Source organism: Microbacterium sp. K41 (assembly GCF_004794395.1).
Lineage (GTDB): Bacteria > Actinomycetota > Actinomycetes > Actinomycetales > Microbacteriaceae > Microbacterium > Microbacterium sufflavum.
In genome coordinates, this window is sequence record NZ_SSDO01000170.1 from 20,636 (window position 1) to 28,973 (window position 8,338).

The following is an 8,338-nucleotide window of genomic DNA, read 5'->3' on the forward strand; positions in this document are numbered from 1 at the left end:
GTGACGGACTCCGCAAAGCCTACCCTCATGGTCGTCGACGGCCATTCGCTCGCCTACCGCGCTTTCTTCGCCCTCCCGGTCGACAACTTCACGACCAAGGACAACCAGCACACGAACGCCATCTACGGCTTCCTGTCGATGCTGGTGAACCTCATCAAGGCCGAGCAGCCGACGCACCTCGCCATCGCCTTCGACACGTCACGGCACTCGTTCCGCACCGACGAGTACCCCGAGTACAAGGCCACCCGCTCCGAGACCCCCTCCGAGTTCAAGGGCCAGATCCCGCTGCTGCAGGACTGCCTCGCGGCCATGTCCATCCCCGTCCTGACGCAGGAGGGCATCGAGGCCGACGACATCCTCGCCACGCTGTCGACCCAGGGCGCCGCGCAGGGCTACGACGTGCTCGTGGTGTCGGGCGACCGCGACACCATCCAGCTGGTCACCGACGACATCACCCTGCTGTACCCGTCCGTGCAGGGCGTGTCCCAGCTCAAGCGCTACGACCCCACGACCGTGCAGGAGCGCTACGGCGTCCGCCCGGAACAGTACCCCGACATCGCGGCGCTCGTGGGCGAGACCAGTGACAACCTGCCCGGCGTCCCGAAGGTGGGGGAGAAGACCGCGGTCAAGTGGCTCACCCAGTTCGGCTCTCTCGACGAGCTCCTCGATCGCGCCGACGAGATCAAGGGCGTCGTGGGCGGCAACCTGCGCGACCACATCGACGACGTGCGTCGCAACCGCAAGCTGAACCGTCTCCTGACCGACGTCGAGCTGCCGGTGGCCCCGGGAGACCTCGCGGTCACGCCCATCGACGCCCAGGCCGTGCGCGACATCTTCGCCCGCCTGGAGTTCCGCACGCTGCTGCCGCGGGTGTTCGAGGCGGTGGGCGCGGGCGAGGTGGCCGACGACCCGGCGGCCGTGGTCGAGATGCCCGTTCCCGCGCAGGTGAGCGGCGCCGAGCTCGCCTCGTGGGCTGCCGCGCAGGAGAGCGATGTGGCACTGCGCGTGACGATCGCGGCGGGGGCTCCCGTGCGCCTGGGGGCCGCCACCGAGACGGAGCTGCGCGAGCTCGACTGGTCCGACGACGCGGCCGCGGCTCTTCGCGACTGGCTCGAGTCCTCTGCCCCGAAGGTGCTGCACGACGCGAAGCCGCAGGTGAAGGCGCTGCGGCGCCAGGGCATCCGGCTCGGCGGACTGGCGTACGACACGAGTCTCGCGGGCTGGCTCCTGCGCCCGAGCTTCCCCGACAAGACGCTGTCCGACCTGGTGCAGCGTTACCTCGGAGAGAAGCTGCCCGAGGCCGACCCCTCGCAGCTGGTGCCCGAGACCGAAGGGGCGACACCGTCGCAGGAGGCCTGGTTCGTCCTGCGCGTGGCCGAGGCGCTGCGCGGCGACCTGCCGGAGCCGGTCGCCGCCGTGCTCACCGACATCGAGCTGCCGACCCTGCTCACCCTCGCCGACATGGAGCTCGCGGGGGTCGCCGTCTCACACGAGGTGCTGTCCACGTTCTCGGGCGAGCTGGCGGCACGAGCGGATGTGCTCGCGCAGGAGGCGTTCTCGGTGGTCGGGCGCGAGTTCAACCTCGGCTCGCCCAAGCAGCTGCAGGAGGTGCTGTTCGAAGACCTGCAGCTGCCGAAGACGCGTAAGACCAAGACGGGCTATTCGACCGACGCCGCGGTGCTGGCCGATCTGCAGGAGTCCCACCCGCACCCGTTCCTGAGCCTGCTGCTGCAGCACCGCGAGGCGACCAAGCTGCGGCAGATCATCGAGTCGCTGGACGGGGCGATCGGACCGGACCATCGGGTGCACACCACGTACGTGCAGACGGGGAGCCAGACCGGCCGGCTGTCGAGCACCGACCCCAATCTGCAGAACATCCCGGTGCGCACCGAGGAGTCACGTCGGATCCGCAGTGCGTTCGAGGTGGGCGAGGGGTACGAGACGCTGCTGACCGCGGACTACTCGCAGATCGAGATGCGCATCATGGCGCACCTGTCGGGCGACGAGGGGCTTATCGAGGCGTTCAACAGCGGCGAAGACCTGCACCGGTTCGTGGGTGCGCGGGTGTTCGGCGTCGAGCCGGGCGATGTCACCCCGGCGATGCGCACCAAGGTCAAGGCCATGTCGTACGGTCTGGTCTACGGGCTGTCGGCGTTCGGTCTGTCGAAGCAGCTGCGCATCGAGCAGGCCGAGGCCAAGCAGCTCATGATCGAGTACTTCGCCCGCTTCGGCGCGGTGCGCGACTACCTGCGCGCGTCGGTCATGAAGGCGAAGGAAGACGGCTACACCGAGACGATCTTCGGTCGGCGCCGCCCGTTCCCCGACCTCGCGAGCCCGAACCGGGTGCTGCGCGAGAACGCCGAGCGTGCCGCGCTCAACGCCCCGATCCAGGGCAGTGCGGCGGACATCATGAAGATCGCGCTGTTCCACATCCACGACGACCTGCAGGCCGCGGAGCTCTCGTCCCGGGTGCTCCTCCAGATCCACGACGAGCTCGTGGTGGAGGTCGCGTCGGGGGAGTGGGATCGGGTCGAGCAGATCGTCCGCACCCGCATGGGCGATGCCGCGCAGCTCTCCGTCCCTCTCGACGTGCAGGTCGGTCGCGGTCGAGACTGGAACGAGGCCGCGCACTGACCTCACTGGCGAGGGGTCGGGGATTAGGCTGGAAACCATGACTTCCGCACCCCGCACCCCCTCCGCCATCGACAAGGTCGCCGATGACTGGGTCGACACCATCGCCGTGCTCGCCCCGACCCTGGGCACCTACATCGGTCGTTCGGAGGTCAACGATCGATTCGGCGACCTGAGCCCGGAAGGCCACGAAGAGGTCGCCGCGGCGACCAGGGCGACGCTCGACAAGCTGTCCGCGCTCGAGCCCGTCGACGCGATCGACGAAGTCACGAAGACCGACCTGAGCGCCGAGCTGCGCCTGGACCTCGAACTGCACGACGCGAAGTGGCATCTGCGCGACCTCAACGTGATCGCCTCCGCGGCGCAGGACGTCCGCGCCGTGTTCGACCTGATGCCGACGTCGACGGTCGACGACTGGGAGGTCATCTCGACCCGTCTCGCGGCGGTCCCGGGTGCCCTGCGCGGGTACGTCGAGACGCTGCGCACGGGGATCGCCGAGGGGGTCACGCCCGCACGGCGCCAGGTCGCGGAGGTCGCGACGCAGATCGACCGCTACATCGCCGATGACGGGTTCTTCGCGGCCTTCGTCGCGCACGCCGACCCGGACGAGGGGCAGCTGCCCGCGTCGCTCGCGCGCACGCTCGCCGACAACTCCGCCGCCGCGCGCGTGGCCTACGGCGAACTGCGCCGCTTCCTCGCCGAGGAGCTCGCCCCCGAGGCGGGGGAGCAGGATGCGGTCGGACGCGAGCTGTACGCCCTCAACTCGCGTCGGTTCCTCGGGGCGACGATCGACCTCGACGAGACGTACGAGTGGGGCCGCGAGGAACTCGCGCGGATGGTCGCCGAGCAGACGGCGATCGCGAACGAGATCCTCCCGGGAGCATCGGTCGAGGAGGCCGTCGCTCACCTCGAGGGCGATCCCGCACGCAAGCTCGTGGGCACGGAGGCACTGCAGGCGTGGATGCAGGAGACCAGCGACCGCGCGGTCGCGGAGCTCGGCGCCTCGCACTTCGACATCCCGGAGGCGATCCGCACGCTCGAGTGCATGATCGCCCCGACGCAGGAGGGCGGGATCTACTACACCGCTCCCACGGACGACTTCTCCCGCCCCGGTCGCATGTGGTGGTCGGTTCCCGAGGGCGTGACCGAGTTCGACACCTGGCGTGAGCTCACGACGGTGTACCACGAGGGTGTTCCCGGTCACCATCTGCAGATCGCCCAGGCCGTGTACAACCGCGCCGAGCTGAACTCCTGGCGCCGGCTGCTGGCGGGAACGTCCGGTCATGCGGAGGGCTGGGCGCTGTACGCCGAGCGTCTGATGGAGCAGCTCGGGTATCTGGACGACCCCGCCGACCGCCTCGGCATGCTCGACGGACAGCGCATGCGCGCCGCTCGGGTGGTGCTCGACATCGGAGTGCACCTCGGCAAGCCCCGCCTCGACGGCGAAGGTGTCTGGGACGCGGATTATGCACTCGACTTCCTGCGCCGCAACGTGAACATGTCGGACCAGTTCGTGCAGTTCGAGGTGAACCGCTACCTCGGTTGGCCGGGGCAGGCGCCGTCCTACAAGGTCGGTCAGCGCATCTGGGAGCAGGTGCGGGACGCGGTCGAGCAGGCGGAGGGCGACGCGTTCTCCTTCAAGGACTTCCATAAGCGCGCACTCGACCTGGGCGGCGTCGGTCTCGACACGCTGCGCAGCGCTCTGCTTCCGCGCTGAGACCACGGGAATGCCCCTTCGGCGTCCGCTGTTCATTCAGCTGAATAGAGAGGCATGACATGGACATCGAATTCGGGCTGGACACCTTCGGGGACATCACACGGGACCAGGACGGCGAGCTGCTGACGGCCGCGCAGACGATCCGCAATGTCGTCGCTCAGGCGGAACTGGCGGATGCGGTCGGTGTCGACTTCTTCGGCGTGGGGGAGCACCACCGTCGCGAGTTCGCGGTGTCGTCTCCGGAGATGGTGCTCGCGGCGATCGCGGGCCGGACGAAGAGCATCCGTCTCGGCACCGCCGTGACCGTGCTGTCCTCCGATGATCCCGTCCGGGTGTTCGAGCGGTTCGCCACGCTCGACGCGCTGTCCGACGGTCGCGCCGAGGTCGTGCTCGGTCGCGGCTCCTTCATCGAGTCGTTCCCGCTCTTCGGCTACGACCTGCGCGACTACGACACGCTGTTCGAGGAGAAGCTCGACCTGTTCGTGCACCTCCTGGAGGAGAAGCCGGTGACCTGGTCGGGCACCATGCGGGCATCGCTGGAGAACGCCGACGTCTTCCCGAAGACCGAGAAGGGTCTGCGGACGTGGGTCGGCGTCGGCGGCAGTCCGGAGTCGGTCGTGCGCGTGGCACGCCATGGTCTGGGATTGATGCTCGCGATCATCGGCGGACCGGCCGCGCGGTTCCGGCCCTTCGTCGACCTGTACCACCGCTCCGTCGCCTCGTTCGGCACGACATCGCACCCCGTCGCGGTGCACTCGCCGGGACACATCGCCGACACGGACGCCGAGGCCTGGGACGCCGCGTACTCGGGCTTCGAGGCGATGAACAACACCATCGGACGCGAGCGTGGATGGCCGCCGTACAGCCGTGCGCGCTTCCAGAACGACGTGGGGCCGGAGGGCGCGCTCTATGCCGGTTCGCCCGATCGCGTGGCGACGAAGATCGCCGACACGGTGACGACCCTCGGCCTCGGCCGCTTCGACCTCAAGTACGCCACCGGCACCCTGTCGCACGAGGCGATGATGCGCAGCATCCAGCTGTACGGCACCGAGGTGATTCCGCGCGTGCGGCGCTTGCTGGCCGACCGCGACTGACGACGGCGGGCGGGCGGGCACCGCGCCCGCCCGCCTCTACGATGAGTGGCATGGCCAACACCGCCCTGCCGAGCCGCACCTCGCTCGCCCAGCGCCTCGATGTCCTTCCGTTCACGCGCCGGCACCTGCGAGTGCTCTCCGGCTCCGGGGTGGGGTGGGCGCTGGACGCGATGGACGTCGGTCTCATCTCGTTCATCATCGCGGCGCTCACGCAGCAGTGGGACCTGTCGAAGGGCGAAGCGGGGCTCATCGCATCGATCGGCTTCGTCGGCATGGCTGTGGGGGCGACGCTCGGGGGACTGCTCGCCGACCGGTTCGGCCGTCGTCAGGTGTTCGCCCTGACGCTCCTCGTGTACGGCGTCGCCACCGGAGCGAGCGCCCTCGTCGGGGGAGTGGCGGCCCTGCTGGTGCTGCGCTTCTTCGTCGGCCTCGGACTGGGCGCCGAGCTTCCGGTGGCCTCGACGTACGTCAGCGAGTTCGCCCCGGCACGCATCAGGGGACGCCTGATCGTGATCCTCGAAGCGTTCTGGGCCGTGGGCTGGACCGCCTCCGCGCTGATCGGCTTCCTCGTGATCCCGGCGTCGGAGTCCGGGTGGCGCTGGGCGTTCGCGGTGGGTGCGATCCCCGCCGTCTACGCGCTCATCGTGCGGTGGGGCCTTCCGGAGTCGCCGCGCTGGCTCGCCTCGCGCGGCAGGATCGCGGAGGCCGACCGGATCGTGTCCGCCTTCGAGGCCGAGGCGGGGATGACGGCGGCCCCCGCGATCCGCAAGGAGCCGGCCTCGCGGGCGATCGCCGCCACGGCCGGGGCGAGGCTCGCGACGCTGTGGAACCGGGAGTTCCGCGTGCGCACGCTCTGTCTGTGGCTGGTGTGGCTGTCCGTGAACTTCGCGTACTACGGAGCGTTCATCTGGATTCCGAGCATCCTCGTCGACGCGGGTTTCGACCTCGTGCGGTCGTTCGGCTTCACGCTCATCATCACGCTCGCGCAACTGCCGGGGTACGCGGTGGCCGCGTGGCTGATCGAGGTGTGGGGGCGCCGCGTCACGCTGTCGGTGTTCCTCCTCGGCTCGGCCGTCTCCGCCGTGCTCTTCGGCACCGCGAGCACCGAGGCCGCGATCATCGCGACCGGTATGGCGCTGTCGTTCTTCAACCTCGGCGCCTGGGGGGCACTGTACGCGGTGACACCGGAGATCTATCCGACCTCGCTGCGGGGGACGGGCGCCGGATGGGCCGCGGGCATCGGCCGCATCGCCTCGGTCGTGGCACCGATCGCGGCCCCGGTGCTGCTCCTCGCGGGTGGTGCGCCGGTGCTCTTCGTCGTCTTCGCCGCCTGTTTCCTCCTCGCGGCGGGGGCGTCGTGGGGGCTCGTGGATCGACGCGGTGCAGCCCTCGACGACCGCTGACGCCGCTGTCCGGGCACGGCAATAGGCTGGGTCCGTGACCGATGTGCGATTCGTGGCGATAGGCGACTCCTTCACGGAGGGCGTGGGGGATGTGCTGCCCGACGGGCGCGAGCGCGGATGGGCGGACATCGCGGCACAGGGGTGGGCCGACGCTGCCGGTCACCCGATCCAGTACGCCAACCTCGCGATCCGCGGCAAGCTCGCCTGGCCGATCGTGGAGCAGCAGCTCGAGCCCGCGCTGGCGCTGCGCCCCACCCATCTGTCGTTCAACGGGGGCGGTAACGACATGCTCCGTCCGCGGGCCGATCCCGAGCACATCGCCGACGCGTTCAGCCGCGTGCTCCGGCGCTGCGACGAGGAGGGCGTCACCATGATCCTGCTCTCCGGAGCGAACCCGAGCGGCCAGCTGCCCATGGGGTCGCTCGTGCAACGCCGGGGCGACCTGCTGTCGGAGGCCGTGCTGCGCCGCATCGAGGATCGCCCTGATGTGATCCGCGCCCTGAACTGGCCGGACCGCGAGCTCTCGAAGCCGCCGTACTGGTCGGAGGACCGCCTGCACATGAACGCCGCCGGACATCACCGGGTGGCTGCGCGGGTGCTCCACGCACTGGGTTTCGAACCCCCGGAGGCCTGGTGGGCGCCACTCGACCGCCCGGGTCTCGGCCCGTCGGGTCTCGCGTACTATCGCGAGTTCGTGGGTCCCTGGGTGCGTCGCCGGGTCACCCGCACCTCCTCGGGTGACGGTCGCACGGCGAAGTACCCGACCTGGATCGAGTGCACGCCCGCGTGAGCGACATCGAGCTGACGCGCCTTCCCGCCGGAGAGGTCACACTGCACGATGCACGGACGCGTTCGACGCGGCAGGTAACCCTGGAGCCGTTCCTGCTCGGCGTCTTCCCGGTGACGGAGGAGCAACTGGCCGACGTGCTGGGCGTCGCCGTGCGACATCCCCGCCGCCCGGCCGCCGACGTGAGCTGGCTGCGAGCCGTGCACTTCTGCAATGCGGCGTCGGAGTGGGAGGGCTTCGACCCCGTGTACCGCTTCGACGGCGAGGACGTGACCTGGGACACGACGGCGGACGGGTACCGGTTGCCGACCGAGGCGGAGTGGGAGTTCGCGTGCCGTGCCGGTTCCGCGGGCCCGCACTATGCACCACTCGCCGATGCGGCGTGGACAGCGGCTGATCACGTCACCGCGCCGCAGGACGTCGGCGGGAAGCTGCCCAACCTCCACGGGCTGTTCGACACGCTCGGCAACGTGTGGGAGTGGTGCTGGGACCTGCTCGACCCTGCGCGGTACGACGACTATCGCGTCTTCCGCGGGGGCGGGTTCGCCGACGAGGCGTGGAGCGTGCGTGCGTCCGTCCGCCGCGGGGGAGCGCCCCGGATGCACCATGACGACGTGGGCTTCCGCGTCGCTCGCGGCGGCTTCGATCGCGAGGAAGAGGCCCAGGGGTGGTCGGCCGCCGGCGACCGCGCGCGCGCCACCGTCGA

The 8,338-nt window shown here is 70.0% G+C and carries 6 protein-coding genes; all 6 read left to right on the top strand.

All coding sequences use genetic code 11. The features are described 5' to 3' along the window. Window positions 1-2,634 carry a DNA polymerase I gene (gene polA / locus DW309_RS04600; RefSeq protein ID WP_205812624.1) on the top strand — a complete coding sequence of 878 codons (2,634 nt, stop codon included), beginning with the start codon at window positions 1-3 and terminating at the stop codon, window positions 2,632-2,634. 37 nt (window positions 2,635-2,671) lie between these two features. Further along, complete coding sequence (locus DW309_RS04605) at window positions 2,672-4,348, top strand: DUF885 domain-containing protein (RefSeq protein ID WP_136032400.1); 1,677 nt, start codon at window positions 2,672-2,674, stop codon at window positions 4,346-4,348. Between the two features lie 59 nt (window positions 4,349-4,407). Continuing rightward, on the top strand, window positions 4,408-5,442 hold the full coding sequence (locus DW309_RS04610; RefSeq protein ID WP_136044695.1) for an LLM class flavin-dependent oxidoreductase: 1,035 nt from the start codon (window positions 4,408-4,410) through the stop codon (window positions 5,440-5,442). Between the two features lie 50 nt (window positions 5,443-5,492). Next, a complete protein-coding gene (locus DW309_RS04615) occupies window positions 5,493-6,845 on the top strand; it encodes an MFS transporter (RefSeq protein WP_136037342.1) in 1,353 nt (450 codons plus the stop codon). 43 nt (window positions 6,846-6,888) lie between these two features. Continuing rightward, entirely contained in the window at window positions 6,889-7,635 is a 747-nt protein-coding gene (locus DW309_RS04620; RefSeq protein WP_136037408.1) for an SGNH/GDSL hydrolase family protein, read from the top strand. Beyond that, window positions 7,632-8,338: formylglycine-generating enzyme family protein (locus DW309_RS04625; protein ID WP_136044696.1), on the top strand; the 707-nt coding region annotated here is incomplete at its 3' end. The genes DW309_RS04620 and DW309_RS04625, both read left to right, overlap by 4 nt.

Excerpts from the sequence above, each read along its gene's own strand:
- DW309_RS04610 (WP_136044695.1), top strand. The coding sequence starts at position 4,408 with ATGGACATCGAATTCGGGCTGGACACCTTCGGGGACATCACACGGGAC.
- DW309_RS04615 (WP_136037342.1), top strand. The coding sequence starts at position 5,493 with ATGGCCAACACCGCCCTGCCGAGCCGCACCTCGCTCGCCCAGCGCCTC.
- DW309_RS04605 (WP_136032400.1), top strand. The coding sequence starts at position 2,672 with ATGACTTCCGCACCCCGCACCCCCTCCGCCATCGACAAGGTCGCCGAT.